This window comes from Klebsiella sp. GG_Kp175 (assembly GCF_040062325.1).
GTDB classification, from domain to species: Bacteria; Pseudomonadota; Gammaproteobacteria; order Enterobacterales; family Enterobacteriaceae; genus Klebsiella; species Klebsiella quasipneumoniae.
Window position 1 is genome coordinate 418,788 of sequence record NZ_JBEAFX010000002.1, and the last position, 18,747, is coordinate 437,534.

Annotated in this window: 16 protein-coding genes; 7 read left to right on the forward strand and 9 right to left on the reverse strand. The window is 57.7% G+C overall.

Annotated features, from left to right (window positions below):
* Window positions 1-254 precede the first annotated feature (254 nt).
* The 4 genes from ABLU73_RS05140 to sanA all read left to right on the forward strand — a co-directional run bounded on the left by ABLU73_RS05140 (window position 255) and on the right by sanA (window position 3,349).
* Window positions 255-659 carry a CidA/LrgA family protein gene (locus ABLU73_RS05140; RefSeq protein WP_004201620.1) on the forward strand — a complete coding sequence of 135 codons (405 nt, stop codon included), beginning with the start codon at window positions 255-257 and terminating at the stop codon, window positions 657-659.
* Window positions 649-1,344, forward strand: a complete 696-nt coding sequence (locus ABLU73_RS05145) for a CidB/LrgB family autolysis modulator (protein ID WP_004201621.1) — start codon at window positions 649-651, stop codon at window positions 1,342-1,344. Before ABLU73_RS05140 ends, ABLU73_RS05145 begins: the two co-directional genes overlap by 11 nt.
* 128 nt (window positions 1,345-1,472) lie before the next feature.
* Window positions 1,473-2,357: a cytidine deaminase gene (gene cdd, locus ABLU73_RS05150; RefSeq protein WP_049093651.1), complete on the forward strand. Its 885-nt coding sequence runs from the start codon at window positions 1,473-1,475 to the stop codon at window positions 2,355-2,357.
* Between the two features lie 275 nt (window positions 2,358-2,632).
* Entirely contained in the window at window positions 2,633-3,349 is a 717-nt protein-coding gene (gene sanA, locus ABLU73_RS05155) for an outer membrane permeability protein SanA (RefSeq protein ID WP_004201624.1), read from the forward strand.
* A 70-nt stretch (window positions 3,350-3,419) separates the two neighbouring features.
* On the opposite strand, the gene mglC is transcribed toward sanA, so the two are convergent.
* The 6 genes from mglC to folE all read right to left on the reverse strand — a co-directional run bounded on the left by mglC (window position 3,420) and on the right by folE (window position 10,398).
* Window positions 3,420-4,430, reverse strand: a complete 1,011-nt coding sequence (mglC, locus tag ABLU73_RS05160) for a galactose/methyl galactoside ABC transporter permease MglC (RefSeq protein ID WP_002912871.1) — start codon at window positions 4,428-4,430, stop codon at window positions 3,420-3,422.
* 15 nt (window positions 4,431-4,445) lie between these two features.
* Window positions 4,446-5,966, reverse strand: a complete 1,521-nt coding sequence (gene mglA, locus ABLU73_RS05165) for a galactose/methyl galactoside ABC transporter ATP-binding protein MglA (RefSeq protein ID WP_004201625.1) — start codon at window positions 5,964-5,966, stop codon at window positions 4,446-4,448.
* Window positions 5,967-6,084: 118 nt separating this feature from the next.
* A complete protein-coding gene (mglB, locus tag ABLU73_RS05170; protein WP_004201626.1) occupies window positions 6,085-7,083 on the reverse strand; it encodes a galactose/glucose ABC transporter substrate-binding protein MglB in 999 nt (332 codons plus the stop codon).
* 295 nt (window positions 7,084-7,378) lie between these two features.
* Window positions 7,379-8,401 (reverse strand): HTH-type transcriptional regulator GalS, encoded by a 1,023-nt coding sequence (galS, locus tag ABLU73_RS05175; RefSeq protein WP_017899327.1) that lies wholly within the window; start codon window positions 8,399-8,401, stop codon window positions 7,379-7,381.
* A 155-nt stretch (window positions 8,402-8,556) separates the two neighbouring features.
* A complete protein-coding gene (gene yeiB, locus ABLU73_RS05180; protein ID WP_032456403.1) occupies window positions 8,557-9,714 on the reverse strand; it encodes a DUF418 domain-containing protein YeiB in 1,158 nt (385 codons plus the stop codon).
* A gap of 15 nt (window positions 9,715-9,729) precedes the next feature.
* Window positions 9,730-10,398 carry a GTP cyclohydrolase I FolE gene (gene folE / locus ABLU73_RS05185; protein WP_004201633.1) on the reverse strand — a complete coding sequence of 223 codons (669 nt, stop codon included), beginning with the start codon at window positions 10,396-10,398 and terminating at the stop codon, window positions 9,730-9,732.
* Window positions 10,399-10,758: 360 nt separating this feature from the next.
* Between folE and fghA the strand changes: the two genes are divergently transcribed.
* Entirely contained in the window at window positions 10,759-11,592 is an 834-nt protein-coding gene (fghA, locus tag ABLU73_RS05190; RefSeq protein WP_057216273.1) for an S-formylglutathione hydrolase, read from the forward strand.
* Window positions 11,593-11,662: 70 nt separating this feature from the next.
* Here the strand turns inward: fghA and cirA are convergent, their stop codons facing one another.
* The 3 genes from cirA to yieE form a co-directional block, all read right to left on the reverse strand.
* Complete coding sequence (gene cirA / locus ABLU73_RS05195) at window positions 11,663-13,636, reverse strand: catecholate siderophore receptor CirA (RefSeq protein ID WP_126494211.1); 1,974 nt, start codon at window positions 13,634-13,636, stop codon at window positions 11,663-11,665.
* A 300-nt stretch (window positions 13,637-13,936) separates the two neighbouring features.
* Complete coding sequence (locus ABLU73_RS05200) at window positions 13,937-15,406, reverse strand: amino acid permease (protein WP_004201637.1); 1,470 nt, start codon at window positions 15,404-15,406, stop codon at window positions 13,937-13,939.
* Window positions 15,407-15,587: 181 nt separating this feature from the next.
* Complete coding sequence (gene yieE, locus ABLU73_RS05205) at window positions 15,588-16,454, reverse strand: DNA-binding transcriptional regulator YeiE (protein WP_004201638.1); 867 nt, start codon at window positions 16,452-16,454, stop codon at window positions 15,588-15,590.
* Window positions 16,455-16,719: 265 nt separating this feature from the next.
* Here yieE and ABLU73_RS05210 point away from each other — a divergent pair, with 265 nt between their 5' ends.
* Together ABLU73_RS05210 and nfo are read left to right on the forward strand one after the other, a co-directional pair.
* Window positions 16,720-17,769 carry a YeiH family protein gene (locus tag ABLU73_RS05210; RefSeq protein WP_004201639.1) on the forward strand — a complete coding sequence of 350 codons (1,050 nt, stop codon included), beginning with the start codon at window positions 16,720-16,722 and terminating at the stop codon, window positions 17,767-17,769.
* Between the two features lie 71 nt (window positions 17,770-17,840).
* Complete coding sequence (nfo, locus tag ABLU73_RS05215; protein WP_017899323.1) at window positions 17,841-18,695, forward strand: deoxyribonuclease IV; 855 nt, start codon at window positions 17,841-17,843, stop codon at window positions 18,693-18,695.
* Window positions 18,696-18,747: the final 52 nt, after the last annotated feature.

The following is an 18,747-nucleotide window of genomic DNA, read 5'->3' on the forward strand; positions in this document are numbered from 1 at the left end:
AGGCGGCAAAACGGCGAGATAATCTCTATGCTTTACAGGGGTCTGTGGCGTCCCATTTACCTTTATTTGCCGCGCCTCGTCCAGCAAGGTAGCGTGGGGAGAGAAACCGTCTAAGCCGCAAGGCTTCGGACTCTGACGGGCGAGACGATGGTTCCCGTAAGCTATAAGCGCTATGCATAGAATTCATGATGTGATCGGTAGCACATTTTAGGGATTAATTGTATGATGAATTCACTTCATCAAGGGTTATTACCATGAGTAAATCGCTGACTATTATCTGGCAGTACCTGCGGGCTTTCGTCCTGATTTACGCCTGCTTGTACGCCGGAATATTTATCGCCGGGCTGCTGCCCATCACCATCCCCGGCAGCATCATCGGCATGCTGATCCTCTTCGTGCTGCTGGCGCTGCAAATCATGCCGCCGCAGTGGGTCAACCCCGGCTGCAATATCCTGATCCGCTATATGGCGCTCCTGTTCGTGCCGATCGGCGTCGGCGTGATGCAGTACTGGGATCTGCTACGCGCCCAGCTTGGGCCTGTCGTTATCTCCTGCGCCATCAGCACGCTGGTGGTGTTTGTGGTGGTGAGCTGGAGTTCCCATCTGGTGCATGGCGAACGTAAAGTGATTGGGCAAAAGGAAAAGAAAAATGATGCATGAAATCTGGTGGTCGCTACCGCTTACCCTGATCGTCTTTTTCCTCGCCCGCAAACTGGCGGCCCGCTTCAAATTCCCGCTGCTCAACCCGCTGCTGGTGGCGATGGTGGTGATTATTCCCTTTCTGCTGCTGACCGGGATCTCCTATGAACGTTATTTTGCCGGCAGCAAGATCCTGAACGATCTGCTGCAGCCGGCGGTGGTCGCGCTGGCCTTCCCGCTATATGAACAGCTGCACCAGATCCGCGCGCGCTGGAAATCGATCATCACCATCTGCTTTATCGGCAGCTGTGTGGCGATGATCACCGGCACCACCGTGGCCCTGCTGATGGGCGCCACGCCGCAAATCGCCGCCTCTGTTCTGCCCAAATCGGTGACCACGCCGATTGCGATGGCGGTGAGCGGCAGTATCGGCGGCATCCCGGCCATCAGCGCCGTGTGCGTGATTTTTGTCGGTATCCTTGGCGCGGTATTCGGCCATACGCTGCTCAACCTGATGCGTATTCGCACCAAAGCATCACGTGGCCTGTCGATGGGCACCGCCTCGCACGCCCTCGGTACCGCCCGCTGTGCGGAACTGGACTATCAGGAAGGAGCGTTCAGCTCGCTGGCGCTGGTGCTGTGCGGGATCATCACCTCGTTGATGGCACCATTTTTATTCCCGCTGATCCTCGCGGTGGTGGGATGAATTGTGATTCAAGTCACATTTCTTAATGCAACAAAGAAAAGTTGCATTAGCAATGGGATGTAAATCACATTTGAAACCCCTTGACGCCCGTACACTGGTTCCCCATTACACTGTTATGAGGCAACGCTATGCACTCACGTTTTCAAGCTGCTTTGACTACCCTGGCAGCAGACCTGCAGGCGGCCATCTCCCCGATGCTCGCCGACCCGCACTTCCCGGCGCTGCTCGAAGCCGATCAGGTGGCGACGCTGCAACAGGCGACAGGTCTGGACGAAGACGCGCTGGCCTTTGCGCTACTGCCGCTGGCCGCCGCCTGCGCGCGCGCCGACCTTTCTCACTTTAACGTCGGGGCTATCGCCCGCGGCGTCAGCGGCCGCTGGTACTTTGGCGGCAACATGGAGTTTCTCGGCGCCACCATGCAGCAGACCGTCCATGCAGAGCAGAGCGCCATCAGCCACGCCTGGCTGCGCGGTGAAACCTCCCTGCGCGCTATCACGGTGAACTACACGCCGTGCGGCCATTGTCGTCAGTTTATGAACGAACTGAACAGCGGACTGGCGCTGCGCATTCATCTGCCCGGTCGCGAAGCCCATGCGCTGCAGCACTATCTGCCGGATGCCTTCGGCCCGAAAGACCTGGAGATCAAAACCCTGCTGATGGACCACCAGAACCACGGCTTCCCGGTCAGCGGCGATGCCCTGTCCCAGGCGGCGATTGAGGCCGCTAACCGCTGCCACGCGCCGTACAGCCACTCGCCTTCCGGCGTAGCGCTGGAGCTGAAAGATGGCACCCTTTTCAGCGGCAGCTATGCGGAAAACGCGGCGTTCAACCCGACGCTGCCGCCGCTGCAGGGGGCGCTGAATCTCCTCAGCCTCAACGGCTATGATTATCCGGACATCCAGCGGGCGATCCTGGCGGAGAAAGCCGATGCGGCGCTGATTCAGTGGGACGCCACCGTCGCCACCCTGAAGGCGCTGGGCTGCCACAATATCGAGCGCGTGCTGTTAGGTTAATCAGCCTGCGCAGATGGCCGGATGGCGTCTTCGGCTTATCCGGCCTACCTTTTATACCCTTAGGTGTCGGGTGGCGCTACGCTTACCCGACCTACGGTTCGCGCCATGGCGAGCTGAAGATCCCTATGCCGGGTGTCGGCTCACCCCTTACCCGGCCTGCGTTCGGCGATCTGTCTATATTGCTGAAAATCCCCGCAATCAAACGCGGGTTTCTTGCGCTTACCCGGCGGGTAAAGTAGCCTGAAGACTCCGTTGTCTATTATTGAGCCAAGTTCATGTTAAAGCGTGTGTTCTACAGCCTGTTAGTCCTGCTCGGCCTGCTGCTGTTGACCGTGCTGGGTCTTGACCGTTGGATGAGCTGGAAAACCGCGCCCTATATCTATGACGAGCTGCAGGACCTCCCCTACCGCCAGGTCGGCGTGGTGCTGGGCACTGCTAAATACTACCGCACCGGCGTCATCAATCAGTATTACCGCTACCGCATCCAGGGCGCGCTCAACGCCTACAACAGCGGCAAGGTCAACTATCTGCTGCTGAGCGGGGATAACGCCCTGCAAAGCTACAATGAACCGATGACGATGCGCCGGGACCTGATTAAAGGCGGCGTCGATCCGGCGGATATCGTGCTGGACTATGCCGGTTTCCGCACGCTTGATTCGATCGTCCGCACCCGCAAAGTGTTCGACACCAACGACTTCATTATCATCACCCAGCGCTTCCACTGCGAACGGGCGTTGTTTATCGCCCTGCATATGGGGATCCAGGCCCAGTGCTACGCGGTGCCGTCGCCGAAGGATATGTGGAGCGTGCGGCTGCGCGAATTCGGTGCCCGCTTTGGCGCGCTGGCGGACCTCTACATCTTCAAACGGGAACCGCGCTTCCTTGGCCCTTTAATCCCGATTCCGGCGCAGCAGCACGACGTGCCGGATGACGCCCAGTCCTACCCGGCGGTCACGCCGGAGCAGCTGCTGGAGCTGCAGAAAGAAAAGTAGCCTGCATCATCGCATCCGTTTCAGGTATAAAAAAACCCGCGCCAGGCGCGGGTTTTTACTCAGGCAAAAATTACTTCTTACGGGCGTATTTCAGGGAATCCAGAGCCACGGCGAAGATAATGATCGCCCCCTTGATGATGTACTGCCAGTAAGGGTTGACGCCAATGTAGGTCAGGCCGTAGTTGATCACGGTGAAGATAATTACCCCTGTCACCACGCCGAATACGGTCCCTACCCCGCCGCTGAACGATACACCGCCCACCACGCAGGCGGCGATGGCGTCCAGTTCGTACATAAAGCCGAGGTTATTGGTCGCCGAGCCGATACGACCGGCTTCCAGCAGGCCGCCGAAGGCGTAGAACACCCCGGAGAGGGCATAGATCATCAGCAGGTTCAATGCCACGTTAACCCCGGAGACTTTCGCCGCTTCCGGGTTACCGCCGATAGCGAAAATGTTTTTGCCAAAGCGCGTTTTGTTCCACAGGATCCAGACAAAGAAGACGGCAATCAGCGCGTAGAAGGTAATGTAGGACAGGCGGAACGAGCCCAGCGCCACAAACCCCTGCGCGAAATGGGAGAAGTGACTGTCGAAGCCGGAGATCGGCGACGCGCCCACGAAATCGTAGTACAGCGAGTTAATGCCGTAGACGATGATCATGGTCCCGAGGGTGGTAATAAACGGCGTTACGTTCAGATAGGCAATGACGATCCCGTTAATCAGCCCGATGACCGCCCCGATGGCGCATACCAGCAGGATGACCAGTGGGATCGGCATGGTCGCCATATCCGGGAACACCTTGTTGGCATTATCCACCGCCTGCAGCATGGTCGCGGCAATCACCGCCGCCAGTCCCACCTGACGGCCGGCGGAGAGGTCCGTGCCCTGCGTGACGATCAGTCCGGCCACGCCGAGGGCAATAATAATACGCACCGAGGACTGGGTCAGAATATTACTCAGGTTGAGCAGACTTAAAAATGTCGGATCCTGGAAAATAATAATGGCCAACAGGACCAGAAGGACGACATATATCCCACCCTCTTTCAGGTAAGTGAGAAAACTCTTTTTATTTAACGCACTCATGTGAAGCCCCTGATCTTAAAGGTGCAATGACGCAAGACGCAGTATTTCGTTTTGCGTGGTGGTTTTAGTCTCAACAATGCCCGCGACCAGGCCGTTGCTCATTACCAGAATGCGGTCGGTAATCCCCAGCAGTTCCGGCATTTCGGAAGAAATAATAATGATCCCTTTATCTTTTTTAGCCAGCTCGGCAATCAGCTGATAGATCTCGAATTTGGCACCGACGTCGATACCGCGCGTCGGCTCGTCCAGCATCAGGATCTCCGGCTGGGTCAGCAGCCAGCGGCCAATAATGACCTTTTGTTGGTTACCACCGGAAAGCGAACCAATCTGCGTATGCTGGCCGGGGGTTTTAACGCGCATGGAGTCAATCACCCATTGGGTATCGCTCTTCATCCGCGAGTTATCCAGCAAGCCGACGCTGTTTTTATATTTCTTAATATTGGAGATCAGCGAGTTAAAACCGATGTCCAGATAGGCGTAAATTCCGGTGGAGCGCCGCTCCTCGGTTACCAGCGCAAAACCGTGGTTAATCGCCTCATTGGCGCTGTGGTTGTTGATCTTCTTCCCGTGCAGGGTAATGGTGCCGCTGGCCTTCTCACGGATCCCGAACAGGGTCTCCACGATGTCGGTACGCTTCGCGCCCACCAGACCGGCGATACCGAGAATTTCGCCCTTATGCAGGTCGAAGGAGACATCGCGAATGGAGGGCTGGCGCAGGGAGGTGAGATTGCGCACCTGGAGGATGACTTCCCCCGGGGTGTTTTCACGATCCGGGAAGCGCTGATTGAGCGAACGCCCGACCATCATGGCGATGATCTTGTCCATATCCAGCCCTTCCAGCGGCTGGGTAGCGATCCACTGGCCGTCGCGCAGGATGGTAATTTCATCGCACAGCTGGAAAATCTCTTCCATTTTGTGCGAGATATAGACGATACCGCAGCCGCGATCTTTCAGCTTGCGGATGATCTTGAACAGATGGTTGACCTCTTTCTCCGTCAGCGATGACGTCGGCTCGTCCATGATGACGATTTTGGCGTCATAGGAAAACGCCTTCGCGATCTCAATCATCTGCATCTGAGATACCGATAAAGTCCCGACGCGGGCGCGCGGATCGATATCAATATCCAGCTCATCAAAAATAGCCTTGGTATCCCGGTACATTTTGTCCTGATCGACAAACATGCCTTTGGTGGGATAGCGGCCGAGCCACATGTTGTCCATGACCGAACGCTGTAAGACCAGGTTTAATTCCTGATGCACCATCGAAATACCGTTTTCCAGGGCTTCTTTCGCCGAATGGAAATCGATCTCTTTTCCCTGAAAAAGAATGCTGCCGGAATCTTTTTGATAGATCCCAAAAAGGCATTTTAATAATGTCGATTTTCCGGCGCCGTTCTCACCCATTAACGCATGAATGGAGTGCGGACGAACCTTCAGGTTGACATTATCAAGAGCCTTGACGCCAGGAAACGATTTGTTGATGTTGGTCATCTCCAACAAATATTCGCCTGACCGTTCGCTATTATTGCTGACCATAGTTATACCTGGCTGCGTTCATGCACGCCCCGTCCGGCGCAATAACGCCAGCAGGAGTCTGGTTCTGTATCAGGAATAATCGGGCGTGGATAACCCACGCCCGCAACTCACATCACGATTATTTGCCGGTAAACTGGCTCAGGTTGTCTTTATCGACCCCCACGTAGGGGACGCGAACAATCTTGTTGTCAATTTTCCAGTTGGTGCCTGCCGCCGCCTCTTTTCCGTCGGCAAGGTTTTTCGCCAGCTCGAAGGTCGCTTTCGCCTGGTTGTTAGCATCGTTCAGCACGGTACCGGCCATCGCGCCGGATTTCACCAGCGCCAGGGCTTCCGGCAGGGCGTCAACGCCGAACACCGGAATGCTGCTCTTGTTGTGCGCTTTCAGCGCTTCAACCGCACCCATCGCCATGGCGTCATTGTTGGCGATCACCACTTCAATCTTGTTCGCATTCGGGCCGGAGAGCCAGGCGTCCATTTTGTCTTTCGCCTGGGCGGTATCCCACATAGCGGTGTCCATCTGCAGCTGCTGGGTCTTCAGACCTTTATCGTTCAGCTCTTTGATAACGTAGGTGGTACGCGCTTCCGCATCCGGATGGCCCGGCTCGCCTTTCAGCAGGACGTACTGGATCTGGCCGTCTTTATTCAGATCCCAGTTCGGGTTTGCTTTCCAGTGCTTGGCGATCAGATCGCCCTGAATAATCCCGGACTCTTTCGAGTCGGTACCGACGTAGTAAGCCTTGTCATAACTATCCAGCGCTTTACGGGAAGGCTCTTTGTTGAAGAACACCACCGGAATATTCTGCCCGCGCGCTTTTTCGATGACCGTTCCCGCCGCAGCCGGGTCAACCAGGTTGATCGCCAGGGCTTTCACGCCTTTCGCCAGCAGCACGTCAATCTGATCGTTTTGTTTCGACTGGTCGTTCTGCGAGTCATTCATCAGCAGCTGGACGTCAGGCGCGGATTTGCCATCTTTTTCAATCGCCTTACGCACCACCGACATAAAGTTGTCGTCATATTTATAAATCGTCACGCCGATACGGGTATCTGCTGCGTGTGCTGCGGCGCCAAATAACAGACCAGCCATTACAGCAGAGAGGGTAAACACCTTCTTATTCATGGAATCTCCGGTTTTATTATGCAGGGTCATTTTTGTGAAAAGTGCGGGCGGGACTTGTTGCATTAGTGTTACCGCACAACGCATTTCACGACGAAAATTCGGTCTTCCGTGTCGGGTAACGCTCCAGGAAAATACGACTCTAATACTCGTTTAACGCCTTGTTCCTAATAGTAAAAGTGAGGATTTCCCATCACCTTGTGGTTCAGACTGGTAAACGCTGCCATCATAATCAGGCGAATGTTAATATACTGTGAATTTACTCACAAATTGAAAGCGGTTACATCCCGCTGCCGCTTCAGTTAGTGATCGGCCCCACAGTTTGCCGCTGGGCAACGGAGTGACGGCGCACCAGGGTCGGCATAAAGCAGTGCGTCGCCTCGCGATCCAGCTTGCCGGCCGCCCCCAGCAGCGCCAGCTCGGTGGCCAGCTTCGCCATCGACATCACCGGATAGCGCACGGTGGTCAGTTGAGGATCGGTGTAACGGGAAATAGGAATATCATCAAAGCCAATCAGCGACAGATGCTGCGGCACGACAATGCCGTTATCCTTTAGCGTTGTCAGCGCGCCGGCCGCCATGCTGTCGTTATAGGCGAACACGGCGGTGAGGCCGAGATTCCGCCCCAGCAGTTCGACCATCGCCGCTTCGCCGCCCTGCATGTCCGGGGAGCCGGACCCGACCCAGCTGTCCGGGGCGATGATGCCCTGCTCCTGCAGCGCTTTGCTCCACCCTTCCCGGCGCATATCGTCGTCTTCAATGCCGTGATTTGAGGAGAGATAGCCGATGCGCTGGTGGCCGTGATTGAGCAGCATGCGGGTAGCCATCAGCGCGCCGCTGACGTTGTCGAGACCCACGCAGCGATGGGCAAAGCCCGGCACGATGCGGTTGATCAGCACCATCCCCGGGATATGTTGCATAAAGTCGCTCAGTTCAGCATCGCTGAGCGCTTTCGAATGGACGATCAGCGCCGAGCAGCGCTGGCGGATCAGCACCTCGATGGCGTGGCGCTCTTTTTCCGCCTCGTGATAGCTGTTGCCGATCAGCACATACTTCTGATGCTGCTGGGCGACGGTATCCACCGCTTTCACCAGCGCGCCGAAGAAGGCATCGGAGACGTCCATCACCACCACGCCGATGGTATCGCTGACCTGGGTGGCCAGCGCCTGGGCATTGGCGTTTGGCCGGTAGCCCAGCTGGGTCACCGCTTTCATCACGACGTCGCGCGTATCCGGACTCACCAGCGCGCTGTTGTTCAGCACCCGCGACACGGTGGCCACGGATACGCCCGCCTGGCGGGCGACATCACGAATGGTGATCATACTCAGCGACCTTAAGAGAATTACAGCACGTCACATTCACCTCCTGTGCTCAGCAAGGAGGCTATTCTGGCAGCGACCCGCGGTCCGCTACGTGAGTGAGGTCACACGGCTGGAAACGTTTACATCCGTTTTGTTAATGATTGTGATCGAGATCGTTATCTGGATGTGTCTTTCAATGATGTCCCTGACGCACGCAGGGTTAACTGACGCCACAGCCATTCCACCGGCCCCTGGCGGAAGCGGCGCAGCCAGAGTGATGACAGAAGGAGGTTTACGGCCCAGATGGGGGGAACAAAGGCCAGCAGCTGCAGACGATCGAAGCGCATAAACAGCCCGAGATGATAAAACAGGGTGGTGCAGATCAGGGTCTGCAGCAAATAGTTGGTCAGCGCCATGCGTCCAACGCAGGCGATAGCCCCCACCAGGCGGAAACGGCAGAGCTGCGGCCAGTAGCCCCAGGCCAGCGAGGCATAGCCGATAGCCTGCAGCGGGGCGCTCAGTTCACGCGGCGCCTGCAGTAAAAACGCGCACCAGCGATAGTCCCAGGCCAGATACCACTGGGCGACAATGGCCGGCACATTCACCGCCATCCCGGCCGCCACCAGCAGCACGCCGGTGCGCCGATAGTGACGCTGGCTGAACTGCCCTTTCAGCCAGCCGCTGCGCATCAGCGCCGCGCCTATCAGCATCATCCCCGCCAGCTGCCAGCCATACTGCGCGCCGAGCGCCAGCAGATTGTCCGACAGCATATCCGCCCGGTTGCTGACCGCCTCCATGCCGCCGTGCAGCTTCCAGTACTGCTCATACTGCAGATTGGCCGCGTCCGGGACCCAGGAGCGATTGGCTGCGGGTCCGGAGATCATCCCCAGCAGGACCAACACCGCAATGCCGGTGAGGTAGAGCACCACCCCGGTGTTGAACAGCGATTTGACATGCTGCGCCTCGCGCACCATGCGCCAGCTCACCAGCCCCACCAGGGCGTAGGCCAGCAGAATGTCGCCATCCCAGAAGAAAAGACCGTGAATGAAACCAAGCAGCGCCAGCAGGGTCAGGCGCGACTGAATCCAGCGTTTTCCGCGGGGGAGCAGAAGCTGCAGACCGGCGCCAAACAGCAGCGCGAACAGGGTGAGAAATTTCACCTGCGCCAGCAGGTCGAGAAGCGCCCAGGTCCAGGTATCGCTGAGGGTCGCGCTTCCTGACCAGGCCGGATTGAGGTAAGCGGCCTTCGGCAAGCCGAAGGCGCTGATATTGAGAAGCAGGATACCGAGGATGGCGACGCCGCGGACAAAGTCCAGCGTGACATTTCTCTCCATGTACCCTGCTCCGTTTTAGCTGTGGTGACGTACTGCGCGCAGGAATTCCTGGCGGGTATTCTGGCTGGATTTGAACAGGCCACCGAGGGAGGTGGTGGTAGTGGCGCTGGTCGCGTCGCGGATGCCGCGCGCTTTCACGCAGTAATGCACCGCGTCAATGGATACCGCCACGTTGCTGGTGCCGAGCAGCGTCTGCAGCGCGATCAGGATCTGCTGCGTCAGACGCTCCTGGACCTGCGGACGCTGGGCGAAAAACTGCACGATACGGTTGATTTTCGACAGGCCAATCACCGAATCTTTCGGGATATAGGCTACCGTCGCTTTACCATCGATGGTGACGAAATGGTGTTCACAGGTGCTGGTCAGGGTGATATCGCGTACAGTGACCATTTCATCGACCTTCATTTTGTTTTCAATGACGGTGATTTTCGGGAAGCGAGAATAATCCAGTCCGGAGAAGATCTCATCGACATACATTTTGGCGATGCGATGCGGGGTCTCCATCAGACTGTCATCACTCAGATCCAGATTCAGCAGTTGCATAATCTCGGTCATATGACCGGTAATCAAACGCTTGCGTGTTTCGTTATCAATTTCTTGTACTGGCGCACGCATCGGCGTCTCCAGCCCACGAGCGACCAGCGCTTCATGAACGAGGACGGCTTCTTTACTCAGTGATGACATTTGGGTTTCTCCTGCAGGTGTGGCGCTCTTTGCTTTTTCTGGGGGCAAAGTTTGTATTCATTGTGCGTGAGGCGGCGCACAGAATCCAGTAGCCGTAACGATAATTATTGAAATTGGCGCTGCCTTTTATTAAGGCGCGAAGTCTCGCCTCAAGCGCGGCGCCAAATCCCTACCGCCGAATCCGGAATGATCCAACCGCTGTACGCATCCATAAGCGCCATCGCTACACCGGCATGTTGGCTATAAGTTGCATTAATGATGCAGTAAGTTCTCAAAAGGAGAAAGTGAAAGTTGCTCACCGGCTAATGAAATATCTGTATTATGAACGTTTACGCGCACACCCCTTCCGAGGAGCCTTGCATGGAACTGCTTGAAGAGCATCGCTGTTTTGACGGCCGGCAACAACGCTGGCGTCATCACTCCCCTGTCCTGAACTGCGCCATGACGTTCAGCATTTTTTTACCGCCTGAGCGCGAAACGCCGCCGCCGGTGCTGTACTGGCTGTCCGGGCTGACCTGTAACGATGAAAACTTTACCACCAAGGCGGGCGCGCAGCGCATTGCCGCCGAGCTGGGCATCGCGCTGGTGATGCCGGATACCAGCCCGCGCGGTGACGAGGTGGCCAACGACGACAGTTACGATCTGGGGCAAGGCGCCGGCTTCTACCTGAACGCCACCCAGGCGCCCTGGGCGGCGCACTACCGAATGTACGATTACCTGCGCGACGAACTGCCCGCGATTATCCGCAGCGAGTTTAGCATCAGCGACCGCTGCGCCATCAGCGGCCACTCGATGGGCGGTCACGGCGCGCTTATCATGGCGCTCAACAATCCCGGCCGCTACGTCAGCGTCTCCGCCTTCGCGCCGATCGTCAATCCCTCCCAGGTGCCGTGGGGTAAGAAAGCGTTTACCGCCTATCTCGGCGCCGATGAATCGACATGGCACGCCTGGGACAGCTGCGCCCTGATGCAGGCCAGCCAGCCGGCGGACGCTGTGCCGACGCTTATCGATCAGGGCGACAGCGATCCATTCCTTGCCGGACAGTTGCAGCCGGCGGTACTGGCGGAGGTCGCGCGGCAGAAGGCCTGGCCGTTAACGCTGCGCATCCAGCCCGGTTACGACCACAGCTACTACTTCATTGCCTCGTTTATTGAAGACCATCTGCGCTTCCATGCGCAGCATCTCTTTGGCTAAACGCATATGCGCCGCGAAGCTGCTTCGCGGCGCATGTTCAGGCCTACAGGACGCGTTTTAGCGCCGGCAATCAGAAGCGATAATCCACCGCCATAAAGTAGCGACGGCCCTCTTCGGTATAGCTGTAGTCGTCCCGGCTGAGATCTTTATCGCCCACGTTCTGCACCCCGGAGCGCAGTTTCACATTCTTGGTGACCTGCCACGCCGCGCCGACGTCAAACAGGGTATAGCCGCCCGGCGTTTTGCCGGTGGCGCTCACCGCGCGCTGCTGGCCAGTATAGTTGGCCGTCACGTAGAAGGACCAGTCATCCAGCGGTTTCCAGTCGAGCGTGCCGTTGGCGGTATGGAACGGCAGCGTCTGCAGCGGTTTGTCGCCGCCGTTGCTCAGATCGCGACCATCGTTGTAGGTGTAGTTCACCGTCAGCTTCCACTCATCGCCAAACGGGATCTTCACCTCGGTCTCCACCCCTTTGATGCGCGCTTTGTTGACGTTGAAATAGCGGAAGATCGGCACGCGCTTGCCGTTGACGGTTTTCCAGCCGACAAAGTTCGGGTAGCCCGGCGCTTCGCTGGCGCTGGAGGTGCGCAGAACATCGATCATGTCGTCGACATTATTCTGGAAGGTGGTGATGCTGCCTTCGACATTTTCAAGCCAGCCCTCTTCCCCGCGGTAGTAGAGACCGAGTTCGAAGCTTTCGCTGGTTTCCGGTTTTAGATCCGGGTTACCAACGATGCTGCACGAGCCGCGGCAGGAGTTGGTGGTCCAGTCGGGATTAAGCTGCAGCAGGGACGGGGCTTTAAACGCCGTCGCCCAGCCGCCTTTAACGGTGACGGTATCGGTGGCGTTATACACCAGATAGGCGCGCGGGCTCCAGTGATCGCCATAGGTCTGATGGTCGTCCATACGAATGCCGGTGGTCAGCGCCAGCGGCTCGATGATGCGCCATTCGTCTTCAATAAACAGGGCGTACTGGCTGGCCGCCGTTGACTGACCGCCGCTGCTCAGGTTGACCGGATCTTTCAGCTTGTCGTGGCGCCATTCGCCGCCGAAGGTCACCAGCTGGTTAATCATGTCCAGCGGCAGAACGTACTTGCCGTCGATGGCATTGCTTTCCGAAGTGATGGTCCCATTCTGCCCCGGATTTTTGTTATCCACCTTTTCGCCGTAGAACTTGAGCTCGCTGTTGCCCATATCCCAGCGACCATTATGGCTCAGGGAGTAGTTCTCACGCTCAAGGCGGTTGCGGTCAAGGGAATCGGAGTCGCGATCCTGGCGGTCAAAGCCATAGCCCGCGGTGAAATCGTGGCTGTCGTTCGGCGTCCAGGCGAATTCAACATTGCCATCGCGGCTGGTGAAGCCCTCGATGCGCGGCGTTTCGCCGGTGGCATTGCTGGAGGACTGCGGATCGTCCTTGGCGCGTTTCGCCAGGCTGCCGTAAGCCTTCATCCCGAGCACGCCGTCGATCAGCGGGCCGCTGGTGAAGAACTGGCCGTTCCAGGTATCCCCGCGGTCGCGGTGCTCCTGGATGGTGGTATCAGCGCTCAGCGTCCCGGTCCATTTCTGGCCGATTTTTTTGGTAATAATGTTGACCACACCGCCGAGCGCATCGGAGCCGTACAGGGAAGACATCGGGCCGCGCACCACTTCGATACGTTCGATGGCATCCACCGGGATCCAGTTAAGGTCGAAGTCGTTGTGGCGGAAGACGGCGTTCCGCGAGTTGACGCGCTTGCCGTCAACCAGGATCAGGGTATAGCTGCTGCTCAGACCGCGGATGCTGACGCCTTTGCGGTTATCCCCTTCGTTGGTGAGCTGGACCCCGGGCACATCGCGCAGTACGTCTTTCAGGTTCTGGACCGGCTTGCGCTGCAAATCCTGCTGAGTGATGACGCTGATGCTCGCCGGCGCGTCTTTGACGCTCTGTTCAGTCGCCGAGGCGGTCACCACCAGCGTTTCTTCATTCACGTCGGCCAGGGCCGGAAACGCCAACGATACGACGGACGCAGACAATCCCGCCCGGATAAAAGGGTTTAACCTGAACATTCCAAATCTCCATGAGGTGTACAACCAAACAAACAAAAAAGGTGCTGCTCACACGCGCTGGCGGCCTGCCGCTCTGTCGGCGGTAGACTCGCTGTTTTCTTGTCGATGTGGCTGGTCGCCCGATGTCAGTCTGTACACATGGCAGAGACGGGGGAGTGGCTTCATCCGTAATGGTCAGAAATGATAAAGATAATGATTTCTATTATCAATATAATTATGAAGAATTGTGTCAGGCTGTAACTGCGCGGACATAAAAAAAGCCCTCTGTATCAGAGGGCTTATGCTGTATCACCGCCGGGATTAACGCTTAAAGCGGTCCGGGAAGGTCATATCGCTGTAACGAACGAAGCGGGTGCCTTTCGCCAGTTTGTAGCCAAACCAGATGACGAGGAACAGCGGAATACCGATGTAGGTCGCCGCCACACCGCCCCAGTCAATGGTGTCCTTGAGGAACGCTTCATAGTTCTGTCCCAGGGTGATGATGAGGCACAGCACGAAGGCGAAGATCGGCCCCAGCGGGAAGAACCCGGAACGATACGGCAGGTTATTGAGATCGTTACCCTGCAGGACGTAGCCGCGACGGAAACGGTAGTGGCTGATGGCAATCCCCAGCCAGGCGATAAAGCCCGTCATCCCGGAGGTGTTCAGCAGCCACAGGTACACCGTCTGGTTACCGAACATCGAAGTCAGGAAGCACAGCGCCGCGATAACGGTGGTCGCGTACAGGGCGTTGCGCGGCACGCCGCCACGCGACAGCTTCGAGAAGATGCGCGGCGCTTTGCCGTCGCAGGCCAGGGTATACAGCATACGCGTAGAGGCGTACATCCCCGAGTTACCCGCCGACAGAACGGCCGTCAGGATAACGGCGTTCATGATCGCCGCCGCCGACAGCAGACCGGCGTGCTGGAAGACCAGCGTGAACGGGCTGACGGAGATATCTTTAACGTCGTTGCGCAGCAGGCTCGGATCGGTATATGGAATGATCAGGCTGATAATCAGGATCGCGAAGACGTAAAACAGCAGGATACGCCAGAAGACCTGGCGCACCGCGCGCGGAATGTTCTTCTCCGGGTTCTCAGACTCACCGGCGGCAATACCGATAAGCTCGGTGCCCTGGAAGGAGAAGCCGACAATCATCGCCACGCCGATCATCGCCGAGAAGCCGCCGGCAAACGGCGCATCCGCGATCCCCCAGTTGCTCCAGCCGGCAGGCTGCGCCCCTTTGAAGATGCCGACAATCATCATCACGCCGACGATGATAAAGATAATGACGGTGGCCACTTTGATCAGCGAGAACCAGTATTCCGCCTCGCCAAAGCCGCGCACCGAGATCCAGTTCAGCAGGAACATAATGCCGAGGAACAAGGCGCTCCAGATCCAGCCCGGGGTGTCAGGGAACCAGTAGCTCATCACCAGCTGCGAGGCCACCAGATCAACGGCGATCGTTACCGCCCAGTTGTACCAGTAGTTCCAGCCCAGCGCGAAGCCAAAGCCCTCTTCAACATAATTCTGTCCGTAGGTGGCGAAGGAACCGGACACCGGCATAAACGCCGCCAGTTCGCCCAGGCTGGTCATCAGGAAATAGACCATCAGACCGATCAGAATATAAGACAGCAGCGCCCCTCCGGGACCTGCTTGCGAAATCGTTGCGCCAGAGGCAACAAAAAGACCCGTACCGATGGAACCGCCGATGGCGATCATGGTCAAGTGGCGCGCCTTCAGTTCACGACGTAGCGTGGGCGCTTCTGTGGTTTTAGTTTCCGAAACCATGTGATAATGCTATCCATCCAAAAAATGAGGCGCGATTGTAGCAGACGATCGGGGTTCCATCCGGTACAAATGCAAAGTTATAAGAGAGCTTCATGATCGACCGCAAATTATTAGTAAAGCACTAACCTGCGGAATTGCCAGCAAATTCCCCCCACCATTATCAGGCGATAAAGCCGGATCGCTACACCTGGCAATACTGCAGAAAACGTTGTAATGCTTTAGAAATATGCTTCTGCCGGTGGTGGATCCGCCATAGCGTGCGCGTCAGCCGGGGCAGCGGCACTTTCAGCTCCGCCAGCGTGCCGGAGGCCAGCTGTTCGGCAATCACCCGCCGCGATAAGCAGCTGATCCCCAGCCCATGGCGTACCGCGTGTTTGATCGCCTCCGAGTTGCCGAGCTCCATCCCCAGATGAAACGCCGGCAGATGCGACAGCAGAACGTAATCGACAATCTCCCGGGTGCCGGATCCATGCTCGCGCAGGATCCACGGCGCCTCGGCCAGTTGCTGCAGGGTCACCTCCCCCGCCAGCAGCGGCGAGTCAGGCGCGGCAAACACCACCAGCTCATCTTCCAGCCACGGCTCGGCAATAATATCGGCGGCATGACACGGCCCCTCGATCAGACCGAAATCCACCCGCAGGTCGGCAACGGCGTTGATCACGTCCAGGCTGTTGCCCACGCTCAGCTCAACCGGCAGATCCGGGAAGTCATGGCGATAGCGGGCGATGATCTCCGGCATAATATAGTTGCCGATGGTGCTGCTGGCGTAGACCCGAATCGCCCCGTTGTCGCCGCGAAACAGCTGCTCGATCTCCAGGGCCCGCTCCAGCAGCGCCAGGGCGCGCGGATAGAGCAGCCGTCCATGCTCATTGACCACCAGCCGCTTGCCGACGCGGTCGAACAGCTGTACGCCGAGCTGCCCTTCCAGATCGGTCAGCGCGGCGCTGACCGCAGATTGCGAAAGCGCCAGCATCTGTGACGCCTGAGTGGTCGACCCACTCTTGTGGACTTCGGCGAACACTTCCAGCTGCCGCAGCGTAATATGCATAACCCACCCGTTGAGTAATCCAGTCTGAATAACCTTTCTTACTATGGTGACACAAATCGAGGCGGCTGATGGAAGGAAAATCCCCTTACGTCACAAAATCATCGTCTTGCTGACAAGAACAGCTCGCCTCCGCGCCTCACTCCCCTGCCCCATTGTCACCGGCGAAGCGGTCATTAACCACTTATTACGATTGATTATAAACATATAATCAATTTTATATTTAATCCCGCGCGGCGTAACCTTTAGGCAGACAAAGGAGAAGGTTATGACAGCACTCACTTTACCCACCAAACATCGTTCCCTGTGGCATTTTGTCCCAGGCCTGGCGCTGACCGCCGCCCTGACCGGCGCCGCCCTGTGGGCCGGTAGCTTTCCGGCCATTGCCGGGGCGGGCTTCAGCGCCCTGACCCTCGCTATCCTGTTCGGGATGGTCGTCGGTAACACGGTCTATCCGAAAATCTGGCAACCCTGCGACGGCGGGGTGATCTTCGCCAAACAGCATCTGCTGCGCCTGGGGATCATCCTCTACGGCTTCCGCCTGACGTTCGCCCAGATTGCCGACGTCGGCGTGAGCGGTATTTTGATTGACGTTCTGACGCTCTCCAGCACCTTTTTCATCGCCTGCTTCCTGGGCCAGAAAGTGTTTGGGCTCGATAAGCACACCAGCTGGCTGATCGGCGCCGGCAGCAGCATCTGCGGCGCGGCGGCTGTGCTCGCCAGCGAGCCGGTGGTCAAAGCCGAAGCCAGTAAAGTGACCGTCGCAGTCGCCACGGTGGTGATCTTCGGTACCATCGCCATCTTCCTCTACCCGGCGATGTACCCGCTGCTGGCGCACTGGTTTACCCCGGAGACCTACGGGATCTATATGGGTTCCACCATGCATGAAGTGGCGCAGGTCGTCGCCGCCGGCCATGCGGTCAGCCCGGATGCGGAGAATGCCGCGGTTATCGCTAAAATGCTGCGCGTGATGATGCTGGCCCCGTTCCTGCTGTTCCTGGCGGCGCGTGTTAAACAGCTGACCCCGGCGGGTAACGGCGAGAAAAGCAAAATCACCATTCCGTGGTTTGCCATTATGTTCATCCTGGTGGCAGTGTTTAACTCCTTCCATCTGCTGCCGAAAGCGGTCGTGGATATGCTGGTGACGCTGGATACCGTCCTGCTGGCGATGGCCATGGCCGCTCTTGGAGTGACCACTCACGTCAGCGCGCTGAAAAAAGCCGGGGCGAAACCGCTGCTGATGGCGCTGATGCTGTTCGTCTGGTTGATTGTCGGCGGCGGGGCCATTAACGTCGCGATCCACAGCCTGATGGCATAAAGCACTACATCTTTCTCCAGTTAAGCCGCTATCATTACCCACCCCCCAGCGGCTTTAACTGGAGTTTTTTTATGAAATACGTAGGAGCGCACGTGAGCGCCTCAGGTGGACTGGCCAATGCCGCCATTCGCGCCGCCGAAATCGAAGCAACCGCCTTCGCCCTCTTCACCAAAAACCAGCGCCAGTGGCGCGCCGCGCCGCTCAGCGACGAGACCATCGCCGAATTCAAAGCCGCCTGTGAAAAGTATCACTTTGGCCCCGGGCAGATCCTGCCGCACGACAGCTACCTGATTAACCTCGGCCATCCGGTGGAAGAAGCGCTGGAAAAATCCCGTGATGCCTTCATCGATGAGATGACCCGCTGCCAGCAGCTGGGGCTGACGCTGCTCAACTTCCACCCCGGCAGCCATCTGCAGCAGATCCCGGAGGAGGAGTGCCTGGCGCGCATCGCCGAATCGATCAATATCGCGCTGGCCAAGACCGAAGGCGTCACCGCCGTGATCGAAAACACCGCCGGCCAGGGCAGCAACCTCGGCTTTAAGTTCGAGCATCTCGCGGCCATCATCGATGGCGTGGAAGATAAAACCCGTGTCGGCGTCTGCATCGATACCTGCCACGCCTTTGCCGCCGGCTACGACCTGCGGAGCGCCGAAGCCTGCGAGAAGACCTTTGCCGACTTCGACCGTATCGTCGGCTTTCAGTATCTGCGCGGCATGCACCTCAACGATGCCAAGAGCGCCTTTGGCAGCCGGGTTGACCGTCACCATAGTCTGGGGGAAGGCAACATCGGCCACGACTGCTTCAGCTGGATCATGCAGGACAGCCGCTTCGACGGCATTCCGCTGATTCTGGAAACCATCAACCCGGATATCTGGGCGGAAGAGATAGCCTGGCTGCGGGCGCAGCAGATCGCCGAAGTGGCGTAAACAGAGACATAAAAAAAGGGCCGAACAGTCGGCCCTTTTTTATTGCGGAGAG